Below are 23,379 nucleotides of genomic sequence, written 5' to 3' on the forward strand. Positions count from 1 at the left end.
GCGGCATGGTCATGGAATACCGGAGCATCAACTACGACAACCCGATGACGACGCCGCCCGGCTCGACGACGGAGATCCTGAACGCGTCCATCGTGGTCGTCGCCCGCGGCTTCGACATCGTGCAGCCGACCGTGATGTGGTGCGGGGAGGTGAACCACGAGCGCAACGAGGGGCGCCTGATCCAGACCTCAGGCGTGGTCGGTCGCGTGGACGGATTCTCGTACTACATCTCGGACGGGACCGGCGTTGTGCAGGTCTACCAGAACTTCACCGCGCTCGACTTCTCGCGGTTCGCCGTCGGCGACAGCGTGAGGGTGACCGGCGCGGTGCTCCAGTACGACCGCACCGTGCCGTACCTCGACGGGTACGAGCTCGCGCCGCGCTACGAGAGCGACATGGTGACCTGCGCGACGAACTACGCGGAGAAGGCGACGATCGCCGCGACGGCGCGCGTGCTCGACGCGGACGCGGGGGAGATGGTCGAGATCGCGTGGAACGCCCCGCGCGCGACGACGATCGAGGTGAGGGTGTTCGACCTCAAGGGGCGGTCGGTCCGCACGCTGGCGAGCGGGCTGTCCCTGAGCGCGTCGCGCCTGGCGTGGGACGGCAGGGGCGATGACGGCAAGCTCGTCCCGCCCGGCGCGTACATCTGCCACATCAAGGCGAGCGAGCGGAACGGAGGGGACGGGTCCGAGGCCGCGGTCCCCATCGTCGTGGGCATGAAGCTGAACTGATCGGGAGGCTCGCGTGGAGCCGGGGGGTCGAGAGCGACCCCAAGGAGGCAGCGGTGAGACGTCTTGGATGGATCGCGGCCGGCGCCCTCGTGGCGGCCCTTCTGCCCGGCGCGGCGTGCGGCTCGGGGTTCTTCGACAACCTCGTTCTGTCGCCGAGAGCGCAGGGCATGGGCGGCGCGTTCGTCGCGCTGTCGGACGACGAGACGGCCGTGTTCACGAACCCGGCCGCGCTCGCGCTGCAGAGCCGGCGCGGAGCGTACTCGTCGTACGTGGACCTGTACGGGTACGACTTCCTGAAGCTGGGGTCGGCGGCCGCGGCGGTGCCGACGGGCTTCGGGACGGTGGGGGTGGGGGTGCGCTACCTGTCCGTCGAGTACGGCGGAAGTGACCTCGAGCGGGAGTACGCCGTGACGGCGGCGCACGGGTTCACGGTCATGCAGGACCCGCACTCGTCGCTCTCGTTCGGCTACGGCCTTTCGCTCTTCGGGCTCTCGTTCCCGACCGAGAGCGTGGGCGGCGAGGACCTCGGGTCGGCCAACGCGGTCGGTCTCGACGTCGGCGTCCTCGGAACGCTCAGGGGCCGCACCCGCTTCGGCGTCTTCGTGAAGAACATCAACAACCCGAAGATGGGCGACCCGAACGCCAAGGACCTGCCGCAGTGGTTTTCGGGCGGCGTGTGCTACAGCCCCTACAGCGGCGTGCAGACGTCCATCGAGGTCCAGAAGCAGGACGACGAGGAGCTGCGCGCGTGCGGCGGGTTCGAGTTCCAGATCAACGACTACGTCACGATGCGCGGCGGGCTCCAGAACCAGCCCAACAGGATGTCGGCGGGGTTCGGGGCGCGCTGGGAGATGCTCCGCCTCGACTACAGCTACACTTCGCACCCGGTGCTGCCGGGGTCGCACACCTTCGGCCTCGGCGTGAAGTTCTGAGGCGCTCTTGGGAGGCACGATGAGACGACGAACGATGCTGGGGTTCGCTGCGCTCGTTGGAGTCTGGCTGGTCGCCGCCGCGGCGAGCGGGGCGGACGTCCCGGCGGCACAGCTGGACCTCAACCGTGCGACCCTCGAGGAGATCCGGAAGCTCCCGGTCTCGGAGGAGGTCGCGCGCGCCATCTGGGAGCGCAAGGAGTACCACGCGTACTTCGGGAGCGTCTACGACCTCCTCAAGGTGCCCGGCGTGACGACGGAGGACCTCGCCGCGCTCCGGCCGCTCGTGAAGATCGTCCCGGTGGTCGTGGACGACGAGGAGCTCCGGAGGGTCAACGAGATCTACTTCCGGATCCGGCAGTGGGAGGCGGAGGAGGGGGCCAACGAGGCCATCACCGACTACTGGGTCGATCTCGCGAAGGACCCGGTCAACGTGAACGCCGCGACGTTCGAGCAGATCGCCAACCTCCAGGCGATCCCGCCGACCGACGCCGCGGCCATCTACCGTCACACGCGCCGGAATCGCATCGAACAGCAGTCGCAGCTCCGCAACGTGCCGGGGCTCACGTACTGGGGCTACTACAACGCGCGGAACTTCGTGCGCTACGCGGACCCGGCCGATGACCTGGGCTTCCGCGGGAGCTACCAGTTTCGCGTGTCGAGCTCCCCGCACTTCTTCGACATCCAGGAGTGCCTCGGCGAGGACCGCAACCCGGCCGACGGCGCCTACGACTCGTGGTGGAAGCGCCTGGGGCTCGACGACGCGGCCCCGGTGAGGCAGCACAAGGTCCGCGGGCGCTGGGGCAGGGACATCCGCGCGGGCGTCCTCGTGTACCAGGGGCTCGGCAGCGGCGACGAACTGGACGCGGTCAAGTACCACGTGACCGTGAAGGACCGCGACCTCGGCCCCGTGCGCCTCGACAACGTCATCGTGGGTCACTACGCCGTCGCGTTCGGCCAGGGCCTCGTCATGCAGAACACCGACTACCGCCAGCCGAGGAACACGGGCTACGGGTGGAACAAGCGCTACCTGGGCGTCATCGGCGACCTCTCGCCCACGCAGGAGTTCGCGCTCCACGGCGTCGCGGCCGAGGCCACGATGGGGAAGTGGAAGGGCGTGCTGTTCTACTCCGACGACTGGAAGGACGCTGTCCTGAACCCCGACGGCACCGCCAACCAGCACATCGTGATGTCGCCGCGGGTGAGCAACGACGACCTCGAGGCCGGCGGGCTCCGTCCGATGCGGGACGTCCTTCACGAGCAGACCCTGGGCGGCAACCTCAAGTACGTGCTCGGCCCGGGGACCTGGATCGGCGTGTCCGGATACGAGAGCCGGTACAACCGCTACTTCAAGTCCGCGTTCGATCCGAACGGCACCAGCGACGTGTCGTGGATGGTCAAGGACCCGGACGAGGACAAGCTCACGACCGCGGACAGCGAGTACTGGAGCAGCTACACGAGCCCCGGGAAGTTCCGCCGCGTGTACGGCGCGGACTTCCAATGGGTGCACGACAACGTGGCGCTCGCCGGCGAGTACGCGGGGCTCGACAGCGACGGCGACCTCGCGAGCTTCGCCGACGACCCGCGCGCCTTCGTGGTCAACGCGTACGCGTCGTACAGCAACCTCACGCTGCTCGCGCTCTACCGCGACTACGACGTCGCCTTCGACAACCCCTACAACCGCGCGTTCGGGGAGTACGGCCGCTACAAGGGCACCATCCTCGAGGACCAGTACTACCTCACCGACCCCATCTACGGCCTCTTGTACGACAACTCGTTCACGCCTCAGCCGGAGCGCGGGCTGTACATCGAGTCGCGCTACCGCTACTCGGACCGCATGACGCCCTCGTTCGAGTACGACGTGTGGGAGCGGAAGAGCGACGGCGCGGACTACTCACGGCTGGTGCTCAAGACGCGCTTCCAGCCCATCTACAACATCATCATGACGCTGCGGCAGAAGTGGCAGGGTCGGCTCGGCACGAACTGGCTGTCCCCCGTGAGCTACGACCAGGTCGAGAGCCGCTTCAACCTCGAGTACCGGCTCTCGAAGTACGACGAGGTCGAGTTCCTCGTGTCGCGCTCGTGGATCGCGTGGCCGCCGCGGCCGCGCCTGTCCGGCGACCCGGACCCGACCGGGGGGCACCCGGAGTACGGCTCGGCGGCGGTGCCCTCGTACGCCGTCGGGGCGGCCGTCACGCACAACTTCAGCGACTGGCTGAAGATGACGCTGTCGGCCACGTACTACGACGGGTTCCTGTGGACCTTCGAGGACGGCGAGTTCTCCGTCATGGACGGGCGGGCGCTTCGCTACTGGATCTCGATCTCCGACCGCCTGTCTGACCGCCTCGCCCTCAAGGTCCGGTGGACGAACGACCACGCGTATCCGTTGAGCTACGTGGACGCGCGGGAGTACAACGCGAACCCGCCGGGCAATCCCGAGCCGGACGGGTGGTACGTCAGGAACGACATGTCGGCCTTCAAGGTGCAGTTGGACTACTCCTGGTAGCACGCCGTCCCCGCGGCGGGCGGACGCCCCGCGGGGCGCGGTCGGGGACGGGCAGACAGGGAGGACGGACATGAGACTCACGATGACGGCGGCAGCGCTCGCGGCGGTCGCGCTCTGCGCGGGCGACGCGTCGGCCTACACGTTCGCGGGCTGGCAGTACGGCGACGCCATGCCCCAGTACGACGCGAGGGCGCTCGCAATGGGTGGGGCCGGGCTCGCGTCGGCGGACGGCGCGCGTGGCGCGAACCTCAACCCGGCGCTCGCGGCGAAGACGAAGGGCGTGGAGGCGACGCTGTCCCTGCTCGGGGTCGTCGCCGAGGAAGCGCGGCAGGCGCCGCTGTACGACAGCTTCGACGGGATCATCGCGTACAACACCTACGCGTGGAACTCGAAGATCTACGACCGGTACGTGGGCACCGTGGCCGTCAGGCCGGGCGGCTGCACCGACTGGGCGCCCGCGGTCGCTGTCGGGTTCCGGCCGAGGCTGGACATGAGCTACGGCTACCACGTCCAGTACCGGAACGACTCCGACGCGATCGACTACGACTCGTACCTGGACGGGGACGGGGGTGTCAACGCGCTCTCGATCACGCTCGCCGAGGAGGTGCGCCCGGAGGTGTACGTCGGTCTGGGCGTTGACTTCCTCCGCGGAACGTACGACGCGTCCGCGCGCGACGTCTACCCGTACTCGAGCGAGCACGTCGTCTCCACGGCGAGCTTCGACGACGTGAGCGGGACGCAGGTCTCGCTGGGCGTGCTCGTCGAGACGCTGCACCGCGTGGACCTGGCGCTCGTGTACCGGTCAGGGTTCAACCTCCGCGGCGACTACAGCCTCCTGCCGCACGGGGCGGAGGAGCCCGTGGCCGGGACGTTCAAGCACCGCCACCCGGACGCCATCGCCTTCGGCGTCGAGTACCACCCCCGCAACGAGATCATGACCACGGTGTCGTTCGACGTCGAGTACGTGCGCTGGTCGCAGTTCGAGGACAGCATGACGGACGACGTGGAGATGGAGGACACGGTCGAGTACCGGGTGGGGGTGGAGCACCAGTTCTACAACAGGTCGCACGCGAGGTTCGGCTTCTCGTATCAGCCCGCCTACTTCGACAACAGGATCACGCGGGCCGCGTTCTCGGGCGGCGTCGGCGTGGACGTCCTCGGCGTCAGGCTCGACCTGGCCGGCCAGATGGGCGTGCGGGAGTACGACGCGGACCTGGGCCGCCTGCGCGAGACGACGACGCTCGCGATGGCCACGATCGTCCACAGGTTCTAGGAGCGGGGGAGCGACATGGAACGGAAGTCGGTGGTCGCGCTGGGGCTTCTCGCCGTCCTCTCGCTGGCGGCCGCGACGGCCTGCGCGGGCGGGCCCGATGACGGCGTCATGCGCCTGTCGGTCGTCTTCACGAACGACATCCACGGTGGAATCGACCCGTCGGGCGCGACGTTCATGAACCGCGAGTTCCCGCCCCCTCTGGGGGGGGGCGCGTCGGCGATGACGTACATCGAGCGGCTGCGGAGCCGGGCGGCCGAGGAGGGCGGGCACGTCCTCCTGCTCGACCAGGGCGATATCTTCCAGGGCACGCCGGTGGGGAACTACCGGAAGGGCGAGGCGGTGGTCGAGTACTTCAACCACATCGGCCTCGACGCCTGGACCATCGGGAACCACGACTTCGACGAGGGCGCGGAGAACCTGTGGCACCTCGTGCGGACGGCTCAGATGCCGGTGCTGTCCGCGAACCTCGTCCAGGAAGGCACGGGCGAGCCCATCGAGGGCATCGTGCCGTACATCCTGAGGGAGTACGACGGGGTGAAGGTCGCCATCATCGGCGTCACGACGACCGACACGCCGAAGATGGCCTTCCCCGACCACGTCGCGGGCGTGGATTTCCTCCCCGAGATCCCGACGATCGAGAGGTACGTCCGCGAGGTGAGGGAGCGCGGGGCTGACCTCGTCTTCGTCACGGGACACGTCGGCCTTCCTTACGATCCGGTGGCCGCGTACGCGGAGATGATCCGGAGCGAGGAAGAGGCCGCCTCGGGGGCGCGCGAGCCGCTCGAGCAGAGCAAGTGGGGCCCGAGCGTGATGGAGATCGCGCACAAGGTGCCCGGCATCGACGTGATCTTCGGCGGCCACATCCACAAGGGCTTCGACAAGCCGTGGGAGGAACCGTCCACCCACACGCTGGCCTTCCAGACGTACGGGCGCGGGTCGGGGCTCGGTCACGTGGACCTTCTCGTGGACCGGGGGACGAAGACCCTCGTGGGGTACGAGCTGGCCGACTACCGCGGGGCGCTCATCACGCTCTTCGAGGACGAGTGGTGGCCCGACGGCGCGACCTCGGAGATGATCGGCGCGATGGTCGCCGAGGCCGAACAGGGCATGGACGAGATCATCGGCTGGGCCGAGATCGACCTCACGAGGGGCGGCGAGGGCGAGACGCGGATGGGGAACGTCGTCTGCAACGCCATGCTCGAGGAGGCCGCCGCGGACTTCGCGTTCTCGAACCTGGGCGGCATCCGAGACGAGATCCCCGCCGGCCCGGTCACGGCGAGGCAGGTGTTCCGCGTGCTCCCCTTCGGCAACCGGCTCACGATCCTCGAGGTCGACGGACGGCTGCTCAAGGAGATCCTCGAGTACCGCGTGAGCGCCGACCACCACGGGCTCTACATCGCCGGGGGCAGGGTCGTGTACAGCAAGACGCGGCCCGATTACGACCGCGTCACGACGCTCGAGATCGGCGGAGAGCCGTGGAGCCCGGAGCGCACCTACAGGATCGTGACCACGGACTTCCTCGTCGCCGGCAACGCGGGGCTCTACATGCTGCCGAAAGTGCCCCAGGAACAGAAGATCACGACCTCGACCACCGACATGGAGGCCGTCGTCCACTACATCCGGCGCCACTCGCCCATCGGGAACCCCATGGACGGCCGCTGGCTGCGCGACGATGACGCGCAGATGGACCCGGCGCTCGCGCGGGCCATGGAGGGCATGGAGCCGCTCGTCCCGCCGGCCGCGGAAGAGGCCGGAGCATACGACTAGGCCGGCGGGCCGGCGACAGACGGCCCGCGAGGCACGTCCGTGCCCCCCGTGGCTCCACGCTGGACACACGACAAGGAATGTGATATACTGCTTTGGGGCAGTGTCGGCAGCCGCTCGGTCCTGCGGTTCGATCGGCCAGAGGGCGGCGGTCGTGCTTGTCCGTTCGTCGGGCGGTGTCACCGACCCTTGATGACCGGTTGAAGCAGCGCGATCTGGGTGTCCAAGCGACCGAAGGAGGTCAGGCGATGATGAGGGCATTCGCACTCGCCGCAGCTGTGTTCGCTCTCGCCGCAGCGACGGCGGCGGCCGCCCCGGGCGGCAACAACGTCGTGATCAACGAGATCATGGCGAACCCCCCGGGCACCTACGACGGGGCTGAGTACATCGAGCTCTACAACCCGACCGCGTCCGCCATCAACATCTCCGGATGGGTCCTCACCGGCACCGAGTACGGCTCCACCGCCGGCGGTGGCGGCGTCTGCGGCGGCGAGGACCGCTGGCAGTTCCCGAGCGGCACGTGGATCCCGGCCGGCGGGTACATCATCGTCGCCAAGGACGGCGGCGACGGCGACGACGGCTTCTACGAGGTCTACGGCTTCTACCCCGACTTCGAGATGTACGACAACCAGACGAACTTCGCCGAGTTCGACAACCCGAACGTCCCCAACATGGTCCAGCTGGACTTCGACTCCTACAGCGACGAGATCCAGCTCGTCGGCGGCAGGGGCTACGGCAGGATCTGCGGGGCGACGAGCAAGGCGGACGTCGTGTACCTCTACACCTCGGCCACGCTCACGACCCTCGTTGATCTGGTCGAGTACAAGGACGCGACGCTGTGCGCTTCGGATCCCTGCCCCGGCGACGACGGGTCCAACAACAACGCGTTCCCGATCATCCCGTACCTCGGCTACGCGCTCGGCCGCAGCCCCGCCGGGGCGGACACGGACAACAGCAACGTGGACTTCGCGATGCAGGCCCCGACCCCCGGCGAGCAGAACGTCACCAACACGCCGCCGTGGATCAGGAGCGTGAGGTACTCGCCGATCCCGCCCAGCCAGACTCTCTCGACGGCGGTGAGCGCGATCATCACCGACGACGGCACGATCGACTCGGTGAGTGTGTACTACCGCGGCGAGGGCGGCTCGTGGGCGCGCGTGCCCGCGACGGCGGCGCCCGGCGACTCCCTCTACACGGGTCAGGTCCCGCCGTTCCCGAACGGCACGATGGTCGAGTACTACGTCCGGGCCGTCGACAACTACGGCGCCGCGATGAACTTCCCGGCGGAGGGCGCGGCAGGGCCGTACCGCTACTCGATCGGGTACACCTCGATCTACACGGTGCAGTTCGTGCCCGACGGAGGCAACCAGTCGCAGCTCGTGGGTCGTCCGGTCAACGTCCGCGGCATCGTGACCGGGGCCAAGGGCACGTTCAGCTCGAGCTACTTCTTCATCCACGAGGGGACCGGCGCGTTCAAGGGCATCAAGATCTACGCGCCGTCCTACACGGGCGCCATCAACGAAGGTGACGACGTGACCGTCTGCGGCAACGTCCTGGAGTACTTCGACGAGACGGAGGTCTCGCTGCACTTCTCGGAGGCGCTCGTCGTGCACTCGACCGGCAACGCGAACTACGGCTACACGACCGTCACGACGGCGGCGGTCGCACCTACCAACGTCATCTCGGCGGAGAAGTACGAGGGGCAGCTCATCCGGATGCAGAACGCGACCGTGACGGCGCTCCCGGACGCGTACGGCCAGTGGAAGTTGCGCGATTCGTCGAACATTGAAGCGATGGTGGACGACGCTGGCTACTACGAGTACGTGCCGGCGCTCGGCGACATCATCACGGAGCTTCGCGGCATCGTCTTCTACAACTACAGCGAGTACAAGACGAACCCGCGCAAGAGCGGCGACGTCATCGGCCCGCCGAGCATCGGGACCGTCCGTTACTCGCCGGTCCCGCCGACCTCGTCCTCGGCTGTGACCGTCTCGGCCGACTGCAACGACGACGTGGGCATCACGGCGGCGACGCTCTACTACGCGACCAGCGAGGCCGGCCCGTACTCGAGCGTCTCCATGACGCCCGCGAGGGCGATGTACCAGGCCTCCATCGGCCCGTTCTCGAACGGAACGAGGATCTACTACTACGTCACCGCCACCGACGGCCAGATGACGGCTCGGAAGCCCACCGTCGGCAGCTACAGCTTCTACGTCGGCCTCTCGACGATCTACAACGTGCAGTACGTGGCCGGCGGCGGCGACGTCTCGCCCATGGACGGGCTTCCCATCAACGTCGAGGGCGTCGTGACCGCACCGCCGGGCGTCTTCAGCAACTACATCTTCTTCATTCAGGACGGGTCCGGCGCGTTCAACGGCATCCTGGTGTACGACCGCACCGGCTCGCTCAGCTTCCAGCGCGGCGACCGGGTCGTCGTGTGCGGGAAGGTGCAGGAGAACTTCCGGGAGACCGAGATCGCGCTCCACTTCCCGGAGGCGGCGGTGGTGACGGCGAGCGGGGTCGCGCAGCCCGCCCCGGTGGACATCCAGTCGAACGAGCTCCAGACCGTCACGACGGGCGAGAAGTACGAGGGCGTCCTCGTGCACGTCAAGGGCGCGACGGTCCTGGATCCGGACATCGGCTACGGCGAGTGGATGATCTCGAACGGGACGGCGGCGGACACCTGCCGCGTGGACGACTACGCGGACTACGACTATGTGCCGGTTCTGAACGACGACGTCTGCGTGCTCGGCATCGTGAAGTTCGCCTTCGGCAACTACAAGCTCGAGCCGCGCGGGAACTCGGACATCGCGGTGAACCCGGTCGGCGTGCCTGACGGGAGCCTGAGCGGGCGGTTCGGGCTTCTCCAGAACACGCCCAACCCGTTCAACCCGACGACGACCATCCGGTTCATCCTGCCGGAGGCGAACGAGGTCAGGCTTGAGATCTACGACGCCGCGGGCCGCAAGGTGACGACGCTCGTGGACGGGCGAATGCTGGCCGGCGAGCACCAGCTCGAGTGGAACGGCATGGCCGCGACCGGCGACCGCGTGGCGAGCGGCGTGTACTTCTACAAGCTCACGGCGGGCGAAGAGAACGTGAGCAGGAAGATGGTGCTCCTGAAGTAGCGTCGCGCTGACGCGGCCGGGACCACCCGGCGGTCGGTTCGAGGGGGCCAGGGTTGGAACGGTCTGTGCTTGTGCCGTTCCGTTCCCTGGCCCCCTTCGTTCTCCCCTGTGAACTGCGTTGTCATCTGGTGCGCGGCATCCCCTGGACGGAGGCGTGAGGATGAGGGCGGTGTTGACGGTGGTGGCGGTGTTCCTCGCGGGACTCGTGGTCCTCGGGCCGGCGGCGGCCGAGGGGGCGATCGTGCTCAACGAGGTGTTGGCCGACCCGGCGCGCGACTGGTCGCCGACGGACGGCGACGACACGTACGATTCGCTCGACGACGAGTGGGTGGAGATCTACAACACGGGGCCGGCGGCCGTGGACCTGACCGGGTGGCGGCTCACGGACGCAACGGGGGAGTGGCGTTTCGGGTTCGACGGGGTGCTCCAGCCGGGAGCGCACGTTGTCGTGTACGGCAACGAGTCCTACGACTGGGAAGACGCAAACGGGTTCCCGAAGTACGGCCTGTCCCTGAACAACGGCGGCGACACGGTGAAGCTCGTCGCGGCCGACCTCGTGACGGTCGTGGACCAGGTCACCTACACGACGAGCCAGACGCTGGATGACCGCGCGTACGGGCGGCTCCCCGACGGCGGAGCGGAGTGGCGCGTCTTCGACGGTCTCAATCCGCTCAACCCGCCGGCGACCGGGCTCATGCCGTCGCCCGGGCAGCCGAACGGGGCGTCGCCGGTCGAGCCCACGACGTGGGGAGGGATCAAGGCGCTGTTCGAGTAGCACGCACGGTCACTGTGACGCGACGACACGGGGCCCCGGACAGGAGCCGGGGCCCCGCGGCGCGTTGCGGGTCGTGGCGCCCCCTCGCGCCCCCGTGCCCAGGCCCTTTCCGTTGACACCCCTCACGAGCCGTCCCTATACTCCAGAGGACTCTCACGCCCGCTCAAGGACGGCACCGTGAACGGCCCTCTGAGGATCGACCACTGGGACATCGTTTCCCGCTCCGTCGGCTTCGCGTGGAAGCACAAGGCCCTGTGGGTCCTCGGGTTCTTCGCGTCCGTGAGCGGCCAGAACGTCCTGAGCTGGGTCGAGCAGGGTCGCCCGTCGCTTCGGACGGACATCCTGCCGAACTTCGGCGCGCTGTCCGCGCTGGTCGCCGTCCTCGTGTTCGTCTGGATCGCCCTTCTGGTCGCGAACCTCATAGCCCGCGCCGGGCTCGTGGCGGCATCGTCGGCCGCGGACGCCGGGGAGCGACCGACGCTTGAGGGCGCCGGGGCTTCCGGCGTCCGCTCCTTCCTCGGCATGCTCGCGCTCCTCGCCCTCGGCGTGGCCGCGTTCCTCGTGGGCACGCTCGTCTGCGTCGTGCCGGTCGCGCTGCCGCTCGCCGGCGGTGTCCCGGGCGTCGTGATCGCCGTCGTCATCGGGGCGGTCCTCGTCCTGCCCTACCTCGCGTTCGTGTTCGCGCTCACCTTCACCGTCACGTTCGCCGAACGAGCGCTCGTGGTCGAGCGCGCGCCCATCCTCGCCGCGCTGGGCGTCGGGTGGCGCGTGACCAGACAGCACTTCTGGACAGCTCTCGTCGCGTGGCTGGTCGCGACGCTGACGACGATCGTCTGGGGGCTCGGTCTCTTCGTGGCGGTTCTCGTGCTGGCCATCCCGCTCGTCATCCTGGGGAGCGCGCACGTCACGGTCGCGCTCGTGCTCGGGGTCGCCGTCGCGGTCGCGGTGGGGATCACGGCGGCGGGCGCGTTCGGGACCTATCGCTTCGCGTTCTGGACGCTCCTGTTCCGCCGACTGCGCGGGGCGCGCGCGGACGGCGCGGCCGCGGGGCCGCCGGACGATGCGGGCGGGTCCCAGGGCCGCGACCGGCCCGTCGAGCCACGGGAGGACCTCCTTGCCGGCTCCATCTAGCCGCTTCGAGCGCCCCCGCCGCGACATGTCGCGGATGGGCTCGCTTCTCACCGAACAGCGCAACCCGCGCTCCCGCGGCCTCGACCGCATGGACGCGCGGAGCATCGTGCGCCTCATCAACGCGGAGGACGCCACGGTGCCCGCGGCCGTCGCGGCGGAGGAGGACGCCCTCGTCGCGGCGGTCGAGCTCGTGGCGGCGGCCTTTCGCCGCGGCGGCCGGCTCCTCTACGTGGGCGCCGGCACGAGCGGGCGGCTGGGCGTGCTCGACGCCGCCGAGTGCCCGCCGACGTTCGGGACGGACCCGGAGACGGTGCAGGGCATCATCGCCGGCGGGTACGGCGCGCTCGTGCGGGCGAAGGAGGGCGCGGAGGACGACGCGGCCGCCGGCGCGGCCGACCTCCGCGAGCGCGCGCCCGGCCCCGCCGACGTCGTCGTGGGGATCGCGACGAGCGGCGTGACGCCGTACGTGCTCGCGGCCCTCGGCGAGGCCAGGCGCGCGGGGACCGCGACCGTCTTCATCTGCTGCAGCCCGACCGAGAAGGACGCCGCCGGCGCGGACGTCGTCATCGCACCGGCGGTCGGTCCCGAGGTCGTCACCGGCTCGACGCGCATGAAGGCCGGGACGGCGACCAAGCTCGTGCTGAACACCATCACGACGTCCGCCTGGGTGCTCCTCGGGAAGACCTACGAGAACCTCATGGTGGACCTCACGGCGACGTGCGACAAGCTCCGCGACCGCGCGTGCCGCATCCTCGCCGAGACGACGGGCGCGGCCCACGACGAGGCCGCCGCGCTCATCGAGTCGGCGGGCGGGTCCGTCAAGGTGGCGCTCGTCATGAAGAAGACGGGGGCCGGCGCCGAGGAGGCGCGGCGCCTGCTCGATCGAAGCGGCGGGTCGGTGGCGAAGGCGCTCGAGGGGGGCGCATGACGGCGACGGTGGGGCCTCCGGGGCGACTGGCGCGGACGCTCGCGGACATCGCGTCGCTCCCCGAGCGGCGCGTCGTCGGCCTCATGTCGGGAACATCGTGCGACGGCATCGACGCCGCGCTCGTCCGCGTGCGCGGGTCGGGCGCCGCGCTTGAGGCGTCGCTCGATGCGTTCGTCTGTCGGCCGTACGAGCCCCGGCTCAGAGCGCGTGCCCTCGCCGCGGGCGCCGCGTGCGCGCCCGAACTCGCGCGGCTCAGCTTCGATCTCGGCGAGGCCTTCGCCGACGCCGCGCTCGCCGTCATCGAGGCGACCGGGCTCGCGCCCACGGACGCGCACCTCGTCGGCTCGCACGGGCAGACGGTGTTTCACGAGCCGCCGGGCCGCGGCCGCCGCGGGGCGACGCTCCAGCTCGGCGAGGCCGACGTCATCGCGCAGCGGACCGGCCTTCCGACCGTCGCGGACTTCCGCACGGCGGACGTCGCCGCCGGCGGACACGGCGCGCCGCTCATCCCGCTCGTGGACTGGCTGCTGTTCCGCCCGCGCGAGGGCGCGCGGCTCATGCTCAACCTCGGTGGCATCGCGAACGTGACCTGGGTGACGCCCGAGCTCGAGGGCGTGCGCGCGTTCGACGTCGGGCCGGCGAACGCGCTGATCGACGAGATCGTGAGCGCGGCCACCGGCGGCCTGGAGCGCATGGACCGCGGGGGCGAGCGCGCGCTCCGAGGCAGCGCGGTCGAGCGCGCCGTCGAGGCGTTCCTCGCGCGACCCTACTTCGCGGAGGCCCCGCCGAAGTCCACCGGCAGGGAGACCTTCGGGCGCGCGGCGGCCGAGGAGCTTTCGCGGCTCGCGTTCGGCGGCCGCGGCATCGGGGAGCTCGGCGACGCCGAGACCGACGACCTCCTCGCGACGGCGGCGGCGGTGACGGCGCGCGCCGTGAAGGGGGCACTTGCGTTCCTTCCTTCCGGCCGGCCGGCGAGCGAGGTCGTTGTGAGCGGCGGCGGCGCGCGGAACGCGGCGGTCATGGGCGCGCTGGCCGCGCTCTTCGACCCGTGCCCGGTCGTCGGCCTCGACCGGCTCGGCATGGACCCCGACGCCAAGGAGGCCGTGGGGTTCGCCGTTCTCGCAAGCGAGTCCGTTCTGGGCGCCGCCGGGAACCTGCCGGCCGTGACCGGCGCCGCGCGGCCGGTCGTCCTCGGGAAGATCAGCGCGGGCCTCTAGGCCGCGCGAAGGAGACTCGACGGTGAGGCGCACGATCGCCCGGCTGATCTTGAGCGGCATCTCGTGCCGGGAGGGCGACGACAGCGTCGCCCAGTACCACCGGCTGCGCGCCGAGATCCAGGACGCGGGCGTCGGCGGCTTCATCGTCTTCGGCGGCAACGTGGACTCGACGCCGGAGCTCATCGGCGACCTCGTCGAGGTGTCGCCGCATCCGCTCATCGTCGCGTCCGACCTCGAGCGGGGACTCGGCCAGCAGCTCGAGGGCGGCACGGTGTTCCCGTCCCAGATGGCGCTCGGCGCGGCAGGCGTCGCGGATCTTGCGTTCGCGCAGGGCTGGGTGACCGGCATCGAGGCCCGCGCCGTCGGCATGAACCTCGTCTTCGCGCCGGTCGCGGACGTTCTCACGGAGCCCGAGAACCCCATCATCGGCGCGAGGTCGTACGGCGGCGAGGCGCTCCCCGTGGCCGACATGTGCTCGGCGTTCGTCCAGGGGTGCCAGACGTGGGGTGTCGGGGCGACGCCCAAGCACTTCCCCGGGCACGGCGCCACGCTGCTCGACTCGCACGTCGAGCTCCCGACCGTCGCCGCCGACCGCGAGACCCTCGTGGCGCGCGACCTCCTGCCCTTCCGCGCCGCGATCGAGGCCGGCGCGCGCGCCGTCATGACGGCGCACGTGGCGTACCCGTCGCTCGGGTGCGCGGGCTTCCCCGCGACGATGTGCGGGGACGTCGTCCAGGGGTTGCTCCGACGGGAGATGGGGTTCGAGGGGCTCGTCGTGACGGACGCGCTCATCATGGGCGCGGTCGCGAAGGCGCTCGGCGCGGGAGAGGCGGCCGTGCGCGCGCTCGAGGCGGGGTGCGACGTTCTGCTCGTTCCCACGGACGTGAACGAGGCCGTCGAGGCGATCCACGCGGCGGTCCTCTCGGGGCGTCTGAGCGTGGAGCGCATCGAGCGCTCGCTCGCGCGGATCGACGCGTTCCAGGCGTGGGCCGACGCGTGCGAGGACCCGGAGGGCCCAGTGGACGGCCTCAGGGAGGACGTCTGCAGCCTGCTCGAGGAGCTCCGCCCCGGCGCCCCCTGCCCGCGGACGGAAGGCAGCGCGGGCCACGACGCCGTCGCCCTCGAGATCGCGCGCCGCGGCGTCACGCTCCTTCGGGACCACGGGCTCGTTCCCTGCGCCCCCTCGGCGTACGAACCTCCCCGCGCGGCGGCGTTCGCGCTCGCCGAGGACGCCTCGCGCGTGAACCTCCTGTGGCTGCGCTCCGAGCTCAACGCGCGCATCGGCGGACTCGCGGTGTCCGTGGCGGACGAGGCGACCCCGGACGACGTCGTCGCCCGCATGGAAGACGCGGCCCGCCGGGCGGAGTGCATCCTCGTCGCCGTGTTCGACGACGTCGCCGCGTGGCGCGGCCGCGCGGGCCCGAGCGAGCGTCTCGTCTCCGTGCTCGAGCGGCTCGCGAAGGCGTGCGCGAGGGCCGTCGTCGTCGCCTTCACCGGCCCGGCGTTCCTCCCGCGCGTGCCGGAGTCGTGCGCGCTCGTCTGCTGCTACGACGGGTCCCCGGCGAGCCAGGCCGCCGCCGTCGAGGCGCTCTTCGGCGAGGCGCCGATGGAGGGGCGCCTGCCCGTCGCCGTGCCCCCCGCGTTCCCGGCCGGCCACCGCTTCCGATAGGTCCCGAGAGGAGTCCGAGTGGAAGAGCTCGACACCATACCGAGCGAAGTGGCCGACGTGCGGCCGAGGGTCGACATCACGAGGGGGAACGTCCTTCGGAACGTGCTCTACATGGGCATCCCCTCGATGATCGGCTTCGGCGCGATGACGATCTACAGCCTCACGGACATCTTCTGGGTCGCCCGCCTCGGCACCGCCCACGTCGCGGCCCTCACGCTGTTCGGCGCCATCGCCTGGGTGCTCGGGTCGGCGAACCAGATCGTGGGCACCGGGTCGGTCGCCCTCGTGTCGCGGCGGTTCGGCGAGCGCGACGTTGAGGCCACGCGCGACGTGATCCGGCAGACGTTCCTGCTCAAGGTCGGCATGGCGGTCGTCATGGGCGCCGTCGGACTCGCCGTCGTCGCGCCGGTCCTTCGGCTCATGAACGCCTCGGCCGAGACGCAGGGTCTTGCGCTCGAGTACGCGGGCATCTACCTGTACGGCCTGCCGTTCATGTTCGCCTCGTACACCGGCTACACGGCGCTCCGCGGCGTCGGCGACGCGCCGAAGGCGATGTACGTCATGCTGCTCTCGACCGCGCTCAACGTCGGGCTGGACCCGCTTTTCATCTTCGGGTTCGGGATGGGCATCCGCGGCGCGGCCCTGGCGACGGTGGTCTCCGCGGCCGTCGCGGTGGCCGCCGGGCTGTGGCTCCTCTCGTCCGGGCGGGCGAACATCACCGTGCGCGGGTGGACGCACTTCCGGCCGCGCCTCTGCGTCATGCTCGAGGTGCTCCGCATCGGCGCGCCGGCGGGCATCAACGGGCTGCTGAGGAGCATGTCGCACTGGCTCGTCGCGACGCTCATCGCGGGGTTCGGCACCGTCGTCGTCGCCGCGTACGGGATCGCCGTGCGCGTGATGGACCTCGGGATCCTGTTCGGCGTCGGTCTCGAGCTGGGGTCGAGCGCGATCGTCGGGCAGAACCTCGGGGCGAAGCAGAAGGACCGCGCGTACGACGCTGTCGTGAAGGCGACGCTCCTCGTGCTCGTGCTGGCCGGCGCGCTCGGCGCGGTCGAGTTCGCGTTCGCCCGCGGCATCGTCGGCGCGTTCGCGAAGGACGGGGCCGTCGTCGAGGTCGGCATCGTGCTGCTTCGGTTCTTCGCGGTCATCCAGGTGTTCATCGCGATGCACATCGTGCTCGGTTCGGCGTTCTGGGGTTCCGGCGACACCTGGCCGCCGACCGTGATCGCGGCGGTCGTCGAGTGGGGCGTTCAGATCCCGCTCATCCTCGCCGCCATCCACGTCCTCCGCACGAGCGAGACCGGGGTGTGGTGGGCGATGGTGATCGCGACGGGGATCGAGGTGCTCCTCACGTACCTGTGGTTCCGACGCGGGAAGTGGATGCACCGCGTGGTGTGAGCCGTCTGTGCCGGGCGGTCCCGCGGCCCCCGGCGTTCCCGGAGGTCCTGTGGCGGCGTTCGGAGTCGCTCTTCCGCCTTCGGCCGCGTTCGACGCCGTGGGCTTCGGCCTCAACGCCGTGGACCACCTGTGCGTGGTGGCTCGGCATCCCGAGGCCGGGTCGAAGGCGCCGGTGCTCTCCTTCACGAGGGCGGCCGGCGGGCAGGCGGCGACGGCCATGGTCACGCTCGCTCGCCTCGGCCGGCGGGCGAAGTACGTCGGGAAGGTCGGCGGCGACGAGGCGGGCGTCTTCTCGCTCGAGAGCATCCGGCGGGAGGGCGTGGACACGAGCGACGTCGCGACGGTCGCCGGGGTCACGAGCCAACTGGCCGTGATCGTCGTGGACGAGCGGAGCGGCGAGCGGACCATCCTGTGGCACAGGCCGCGGGAGATCGCGACGCGGCCCGAGGAGATCACGCCGGAGAAGGTGGCCGTCGGGCGCGTGCTCCTCGTCGACGGGCACGACGCGCCGGCGGCCGCGAGGGCCGCGGCCGTCGCGAAGGAGCGCGGCATCCCGGTCGTGCTCGACGCGGAAACGGTCAAGGGCGGCACGCGCGAGCTCGTTCCGCTCGTGGACCTGCTCGTCGCCTCGTCCGAGTTCCCTGCGCTCTTCACGGGCGCTTCGGACCGCGAGGGGGCGCTCCGGCGGCTTCTCAAGCTCGGGCCGCGGTTCGCGGCGATGACGCTCGGGAGCGACGGCGCGCTCGCGATGACGGCGGACGGGGGAGTCGTTCGGTCTCGCGGGTTCGAGGTGAGCGCCGTGGACACGACGGGCGCGGGGGACGTGTTCCACGGCGCGTTCGTGCACGGGCTCCTCGAGGGATGGTCGGTCGAGCGGACGCTCGACTTCTCGAACGCCGCGGCCGCCCTGAACTGCACGGCCCTCGGGGGGAGGGGCCGCATCGCGGGTCTGGACGAGACCCTGGCGTTCATGGAGGGGGGACGGAGGACGTGAAGGGGCTTGCGCTCGTCATCCTGGACCTCGACGGCACGCTCTACTCCTCGCGCGCGACGACGCTCGGGGCCGTCGAGCGGGCCGTCGCGGACCTGAACGCGCGGCACGGCCTCGCTGTCCCGACGCCGACCGAGCGCGAGATCCTCGCGGGCGTCGGCTGCACGCGCGAGGAGTTCGCCGAGCGCGTGTTCCCGGAGCTTCCGGCACGGTACCACGGTGACATCGACGAGCTGGTCTGGCGCTGGGAGCGGGAGCTCATCGAGGCGGGCCGCGGGTCGCTCTTCCCGGGCGCCGACGACGCGCTCGAGGAGATGCGGGCCGACGGCCTGCACCTGGCCATGGCGACGAACGCGGGAAGGCCGTACATGGACGCCGTGCTGGACCACTTCGGCGTCCGGCGGTTCTTCGAGGAGTGCCGCTGCGCCGGCGACGGCCAGGGCGACAAGGGCCGCTTGATCGGCGCGATCGTGCGTTCGCTAGGCGTCGAGCCCCGGGCGGCGGTCATGGTCGGCGACCGCAGGTCCGACGTCGAGGGCGCGAGGAGGGCCGGGACGCGCGCGCTCGGCTGCACGTGGGGGTTCGGCTCGCGCGACGAGCTTGCCGGCGCGGACGCGCTCGCCGACCGGCTCGCGGACGTGCCCGGGATCGTCCGGGCGTGGAGGTAGCGCGGCGCGCCCGTGATCGTCCGGGCGTGGGCATGACCGGCGGCGGTTCCCGCCGCGGGCGTGGAGCGACCATGCGCTGGGTGCACGACATCTCGTCCGTTCTTCCGAGGAACCGCGAGCCCGAGCTCCGCGACCCGCGCGGCATCGACACCGTCGTCCTGCACTGCACCGCGATGCAGGGGTGGAACGTGTGGGACACGGCGCGGTATCATACGGGTCCGAACCACATCTCGCCCGATGGGTGCCCGACCATCGGATACGCCTACTTCGTCGAGCGGGACGGGCTCCTGTACCGCTGCCTTTCGCGCGAGACGCGCGGGTGGCACGCGGGCCCGTGGAACGACCGGGCCATCGGCGTCTGCCTCGCGCACGACGGTGGTGAGGAGCCGCCGCCTCCGGAGCAGATGTTCGCCGCGGTGGACCTGTGCGCGTGGCTCGCGCGGGACCTCGGGCTCGCCGCCGAACGCGTGCTGGGTCACCGCGAGCTCGAGGGCACGGGCTGGGTCGTCGAGGGAGGCGTTCGCGTGCAGCGGAAGGAATGCCCCGGGCGCGGGGTGGACATGGACGGGTTCCGGCGCGCCGTCGCGCTCGCGATCGAGCGCCCGGGCGGGCCGGGGGTGGAGGTCGCATGAGTCGCCGTTCCGCGACCGGAGCGCGTTGGGCCGTCGGGATGTGCCTTGCCGTCGGCGTCGGCGCCGCCGCGGCGCTCTCGGGGTGCGCGGCGCCGACGGCCGCCGTGCCCAGGAAGGCACCCGTGACCGAGGAGCAGATCGGGGTCCTTCGCCCGGCGCGCATTCCGCCGACGGCCATCGCGCCGGGCGTTCGGCTGGACGAGCCGACCGCCGCGCCCGCGATCTCCGACTCGCTCGCCCTCGCCGTCCGCTCGCGCATTGATGCGATCCTCCGCGACCCCGTCCTGGCCAGGGCGCAGGTGAGCCTCCTCGTGGAGCCGCTCCGCGGCGGTCCCGTCCTCTACGAGCGAAGCGCGGACACGCCGCTCATCCCCGCGTCGAACATGAAGATCGTGACAGCGGCCCTCGCGCTCTCGGTGCTCGGACCGTCGTACGCGTTCGAGACCGACCTCGCGACGGACGGCGAGCAGACGGGTTCGACGCTCGCGGGAAACCTCTACGTCCGCGGGCGCGGCGACCCGTCGCTCACCACGGAGAGCGTCTGGAAGCTCGTCGAGGAGCTCGAGGCGCTGGGCATCGAGCGCATCATGGGCGACGTCGTGCTCGACGCGTCGTACTTCGACTCGCTGAGCATGGCCTCCGGGAAGGCCTCCGAGGGCGACCGCGCCTATCACGCCCGCGTCGGCGCGCTCGCGGTGAACTTCGGCTCGATCGCCGTGCGCGTGCGGCCTGGGGCGCGCGTGGGCGACCCCGCTCTGGTCTCGCTCGTTCCCGCCACGGACTTCGTGCGCGTCGTGAACCGCGCGGAGACGGGGTCGTCGCGAAGGCCGTCGACGATCGACGTGCGCCGCTCGACGAGCCGCGGGAGGAACACGGTCACGGTGACGGGACGGGTCCCCGCGGGCTCGAGCGGCGGAACGTGGAACCGGAACGTGGACGATCCGACCGGCCACTTCGGCGCGCTGTTCATGCGGTGCCTGTCGAGGGCGGGCATCGTGGTGGACGGCTGCGCGATCGGCGGCGTGACGCCGGGCGGCGCCGCCGTGCTCGCGACGCACCGGTCGAAGCCGCTCGGGGTGATCCTGAGGGACGTCAACAAGCAGAGCAACAACTTCGTCGCCGAGCAGCTTCTCAAGGCCGTCTCCGCGAGGGTCCTCGGGCCGCCCGGCACGACGGCGGGGGGGGCGTCCCTCGCGGCGGGCTACCTCGCGGCCGCGGGCGCCGACAGCGGCTCGTTCGTCGTCGCGGACGGCTCCGGCCTCTCGCGCGACAACCGCCTCACCGGGCGGACGATCCTCCTCGTGCTGCGCGAGATGCTGGGCGACTACGGGGCCGCCGCGGAGTTCGTCTCCTCGCTCGCGGTCGGCGGGCTCGACGGCACGCTCGCGCGTCGGCTGAGCGACGAGGGACTCCGCGGCGCCGTGCGCGGGAAGACCGGGCTCCTGAACGGCGTCACCGCGCTGTCCGGGATCGTCCACACGGCGACGCGGGGCGACCTCGTCTTCTCGATGATCACGAACGGGTTCGAGGGCGAGCAGCGGCGGGCGCACGAGGTCGAGGAGCGCGTCCTCGCCGCGCTCGGCGGTCTCTGAGGAGGCGACATGCCCGACCCCGACGGCGAGCCACGCGACAGGCGACCGCGGCGTGCGGCGATCGAGACACGCTCCGCGGGGCGGGACTTCGCGCTGTGGATCGGCGCCAACACGATCGCCGGCGGGCTCATCGGGGTCTCGGTCGCCGTCTTCTCCGGCACGCCCGGGGCGCTCGCCAGGTTCGTGCCCATGGGCGTCCTGTTCGCGAACGCCATCGGGTTCGCGGCCGGATTCGCGGCGCGGTTCATGCTGCCGCGGTACACCGCGCTTCCGGGGAAGCTCCGCGTCCCGCTCGCGGTCGTCACGCTCCTCGCCGGCGGCGCGTTCGGCACCGTCCTCGTCGTCATCGCGAGACCCGTCACCGTCTTCTACGAGGCGCGCTTTCTTCTCCTTCTGGTCCTCGTGAGCAGCGTCATCGCGGTCGTCGTCGGGCTCATCGTGTATGCCTACGAGCGCCTGCGCGACCAGATCGAGGCCGGGTACCGGGCGCTCGCGGAGAACCGCGTGCGGGAGGAGCGGCTTCGGGAGCTCGCGGCGCGTTCGGAACTCAAGGCGCTCAAGGCTCAGATCAACCCTCACTTCCTGTTCAACGCGCTCAACTCCATCTCGGCGCTCGTCTCAGTGGACCCGGACGCCGCGCAGCGCACCCTGGAGCGGCTGGCCGGCATCTTCCGGGTGACGCTCCTCGCTTCGGAGAACGAGACCGTGCCGCTCGCGAGGGAGCTTGAGCTCGTGGATGCCTATCTTGACGTGGAGCGGGCGCGGTTCGGGCGGCGGCTTCGCGTCGTCGAGGACATCGCCGGCGACGCTCGCGACGTCCACGTGCCGCCGCTCATCCTCCAGCCGGTCGTGGAGAACGCGGTGCGCCACGGCATCTCACCGCGCGTCGAAGGCGGGACAGTCAGGATCGAGGCGAGGAGGGACGGGGAGACGCTCGTGCTCGGCGTGGAGGACGACGGTCCCGGCGTCCCGGACGAACGGCTCGAGAGCGCGCTCGCGGGCGGCTACGGGCTCCGGAACGTCAGAGACCGGCTGGCGACGCGGTTCGGCCAGGGCCCGTGGTTCAGCTTCGGCCGCGGCCGGGGCGGCGGGATCAGGGTCGAGCTGCGGCTCCCGGCCAGGGCCGGTTCTCGGGAGGACGAGGGATGAATCGGGCGCTCCGCGTGCTTGTCGTGGACGACGAGGAGCTCGCGCGCGTGAGGATCAAGGGGCTTCTCGCCGAGATCCCCGACGTCGAGTGCGTGGGCGAAGCGGAGAACGGCATCGAGGCGGTCGAGAAGGCCCGCGCGCTCGCGCCGGACGTGATGCTGCTCGACATCCAGATGCCCGGCAAGAACGGCTTCGAGGTTCTCGAGGCTCTCGATCGCCCGCCGCTCGTGATCTTCGCGACCGCGTACGACGAGTACGCCATCAAGGCGTTCGAGGTCAACTCGCTGGACTACCTGCAGAAGCCCATCGCCCGCGACCGGCTGCGTGAAGCGATCGAGCGGGCGCGCCGCGTCCTGTCGAGCGACACCGAGATCCGCGCCGAGATCGAGCGGCTGGCCGCGCTCGTCCGGTCGCGGGGCGCCGGACGGCTTCCGGCGCAGAAGGGACGGCGCATCGTGCTCCTCGACCTCGCCGACATCGTCTGGTTCGAGGCCGACGACGAGCTCGTGCACGCCCACACGAGGGACGCGAAGTGCCTCGTGAACGCGACGATGGGCGAGCTCGAGAAGCGGCTCGATCCTTCGGTCTTCTTCCGCGTGCACCGCTCGACCATCGTCAACCTCAAGCGCGTCGTCGAGATCGTCCCCTGGTTCGGCGGCAAGTACAAGGTCGTCGTTGACGACGCCGCGCAGAGCGAGCTCGTGCTCTCCCGCGCCCGCGTCAAGGCGCTGAGAGCGCTTCTGCCCTGGTAGGGGTCGCGGACGACCCCGCGGGCGGCGGTCGCATCCGGCGGCGCCTGTCGCGCGTGTTCCCGCCCGGCCAGGCCTCCGTTTCGCCCCTCGACTTCGCCGTTCCGCCGCCGTGAACGCCGCGTCACCGGCCGAGGATTGGCCCG

The 23,379-nt window shown here is 70.9% G+C and carries 18 protein-coding genes; all 18 read left to right on the forward strand.

Features of this window, described 5'->3' with window-relative positions; translation table 11 throughout:
* The first annotated feature begins 395 nt into the window (after positions 1-395).
* The 18 genes from FJY74_05290 (at position 396) to FJY74_05375 (ending at position 23,236) form a co-directional block, all read left to right on the forward strand.
* A complete protein-coding gene (locus FJY74_05290) occupies positions 396-734 on the forward strand; it encodes a hypothetical protein (protein ID MBM3307720.1) in 339 nt (112 codons plus the stop codon).
* Positions 735-787: 53 nt separating this feature from the next.
* Positions 788-1,666, forward strand: a complete 879-nt coding sequence (locus FJY74_05295; GenBank protein ID MBM3307721.1) for a hypothetical protein — start codon at positions 788-790, stop codon at positions 1,664-1,666.
* A gap of 19 nt (positions 1,667-1,685) precedes the next feature.
* Complete coding sequence (locus tag FJY74_05300) at positions 1,686-4,169, forward strand: helix-hairpin-helix domain-containing protein (protein MBM3307722.1); 2,484 nt, start codon at positions 1,686-1,688, stop codon at positions 4,167-4,169.
* 70 nt (positions 4,170-4,239) lie between these two features.
* The gene (locus FJY74_05305) at positions 4,240-5,442 is read left to right on the forward strand and encodes a hypothetical protein (GenBank protein MBM3307723.1); all 1,203 of its coding nucleotides are present in this window, start codon (positions 4,240-4,242) and stop codon (positions 5,440-5,442) included.
* A gap of 15 nt (positions 5,443-5,457) precedes the next feature.
* Entirely contained in the window at positions 5,458-7,209 is a 1,752-nt protein-coding gene (locus FJY74_05310; protein ID MBM3307724.1) for a bifunctional metallophosphatase/5'-nucleotidase, read from the forward strand.
* Positions 7,210-7,454: 245 nt separating this feature from the next.
* Positions 7,455-10,334, forward strand: coding sequence for a lamin tail domain-containing protein (locus tag FJY74_05315; protein MBM3307725.1), 2,880 nt, complete (start codon positions 7,455-7,457; stop codon positions 10,332-10,334).
* A gap of 160 nt (positions 10,335-10,494) precedes the next feature.
* On the forward strand, positions 10,495-11,109 hold the full coding sequence (locus FJY74_05320) for a lamin tail domain-containing protein (GenBank protein ID MBM3307726.1): 615 nt from the start codon (positions 10,495-10,497) through the stop codon (positions 11,107-11,109).
* Positions 11,110-11,286: 177 nt separating this feature from the next.
* Positions 11,287-12,240: a hypothetical protein gene (locus tag FJY74_05325; GenBank protein MBM3307727.1), complete on the forward strand. Its 954-nt coding sequence runs from the start codon at positions 11,287-11,289 to the stop codon at positions 12,238-12,240.
* Positions 12,241-12,265: 25 nt separating this feature from the next.
* Positions 12,266-13,168, forward strand: a complete 903-nt coding sequence (gene murQ / locus FJY74_05330; protein MBM3307728.1) for an N-acetylmuramic acid 6-phosphate etherase — start codon at positions 12,266-12,268, stop codon at positions 13,166-13,168.
* On the forward strand, positions 13,165-14,385 hold the full coding sequence (locus tag FJY74_05335; GenBank protein ID MBM3307729.1) for an anhydro-N-acetylmuramic acid kinase: 1,221 nt from the start codon (positions 13,165-13,167) through the stop codon (positions 14,383-14,385). The genes murQ and FJY74_05335 overlap by 4 nt, the downstream gene beginning before the upstream one ends.
* Before the next feature lie 22 nt (positions 14,386-14,407).
* Positions 14,408-16,054, forward strand: coding sequence for a hypothetical protein (locus FJY74_05340; protein MBM3307730.1), 1,647 nt, complete (start codon positions 14,408-14,410; stop codon positions 16,052-16,054).
* 18 nt (positions 16,055-16,072) lie between these two features.
* Positions 16,073-17,452, forward strand: a complete 1,380-nt coding sequence (locus tag FJY74_05345; GenBank protein ID MBM3307731.1) for an MATE family efflux transporter — start codon at positions 16,073-16,075, stop codon at positions 17,450-17,452.
* 49 nt (positions 17,453-17,501) lie between these two features.
* Positions 17,502-18,446: a ribokinase gene (locus FJY74_05350; protein MBM3307732.1), complete on the forward strand. Its 945-nt coding sequence runs from the start codon at positions 17,502-17,504 to the stop codon at positions 18,444-18,446.
* The gene (locus FJY74_05355; protein ID MBM3307733.1) at positions 18,443-19,111 is read left to right on the forward strand and encodes an HAD hydrolase-like protein; all 669 of its coding nucleotides are present in this window, start codon (positions 18,443-18,445) and stop codon (positions 19,109-19,111) included. The genes FJY74_05350 and FJY74_05355 overlap by 4 nt, the downstream gene beginning before the upstream one ends.
* A 71-nt stretch (positions 19,112-19,182) precedes the next feature.
* Complete coding sequence (locus FJY74_05360; protein ID MBM3307734.1) at positions 19,183-19,743, forward strand: N-acetylmuramoyl-L-alanine amidase; 561 nt, start codon at positions 19,183-19,185, stop codon at positions 19,741-19,743.
* Complete coding sequence (dacB, locus tag FJY74_05365) at positions 19,740-21,335, forward strand: D-alanyl-D-alanine carboxypeptidase/D-alanyl-D-alanine-endopeptidase (protein ID MBM3307735.1); 1,596 nt, start codon at positions 19,740-19,742, stop codon at positions 21,333-21,335. The genes FJY74_05360 and dacB overlap by 4 nt, the downstream gene beginning before the upstream one ends.
* Before the next feature lie 9 nt (positions 21,336-21,344).
* Positions 21,345-22,484: a histidine kinase gene (locus FJY74_05370; GenBank protein MBM3307736.1), complete on the forward strand. Its 1,140-nt coding sequence runs from the start codon at positions 21,345-21,347 to the stop codon at positions 22,482-22,484.
* A complete protein-coding gene (locus FJY74_05375) occupies positions 22,481-23,236 on the forward strand; it encodes a response regulator transcription factor (GenBank protein ID MBM3307737.1) in 756 nt (251 codons plus the stop codon). Before FJY74_05370 ends, FJY74_05375 begins: the two co-directional genes overlap by 4 nt.
* Positions 23,237-23,379 lie beyond the last annotated feature (143 nt).

The organism is Candidatus Effluviviaceae Genus I sp., assembly GCA_016867725.1.
Taxonomy (GTDB): Bacteria; Joyebacterota; Joyebacteria; order Joyebacterales; family Joyebacteraceae; genus VGIX01.